Origin of the sequence: Streptococcus vulneris (genome assembly GCF_019218685.1) — a bacterium.
In the GTDB taxonomy this organism is placed as follows: Bacteria; Bacillota; Bacilli; order Lactobacillales; family Streptococcaceae; genus Streptococcus; species Streptococcus vulneris.
Genome location: NZ_JAHUZC010000032.1, coordinates 1 through 486, shown reverse-complemented (window position 1 = coordinate 486; position 486 = coordinate 1). Strand labels below are relative to the sequence as shown.

Below are 486 nucleotides of genomic sequence, written 5' to 3'. Positions count from 1 at the left end.
GGGCCACCCCCGGCGTTACAATCTTCCGGCACCCAACGCCCCCTCCCGCCATGCCCGCAGACACCGCCGCAGCCGCCCATCCCGCTCCGCCCTCGACCCCGGACGCGCAGCGCGCGGCGCGGATGATTCCCTTCATCGTGGGCTGCGCGCTCTTCATGCAGATGCTGGACGCCACCGTGGTGGCCACCGCCCTGCCGGCCATGGCCCGGGCCCTGGATTCGACACCGGTGCGGCTGAACGTGGCCATCACCTCCTACCTGCTGTCGGTGGCCGTGTTCGTGCCGGTCAGCGGCTGGGCGGCCGACCGGTACGGCGCGCGGCGCGTGTTCGTGGCCGCCATCGGCCTGTTCACCCTGAGTTCCGTCGCCTGCGCCCTGGCCCAGGACCTGCCGCAGCTGGTCCTGGCGCGCATCGTGCAAGGCATGGCCGGGGCCATGATGGTCCCGGTGGGCCGCATCATCCTGCTGCTGTCTCTTATACACATCT

1 protein-coding gene is annotated in these 486 nt (G+C 71.2%); it reads left to right on the top strand.

Translation table 11 applies throughout. The features are described from left to right. Positions 1-122: 122 nt before the first annotated feature. Positions 123-486 (top strand): MFS transporter (locus KUA57_RS09460; protein WP_218494155.1); only part of this gene is annotated, 364 nt, incomplete at its 3' end.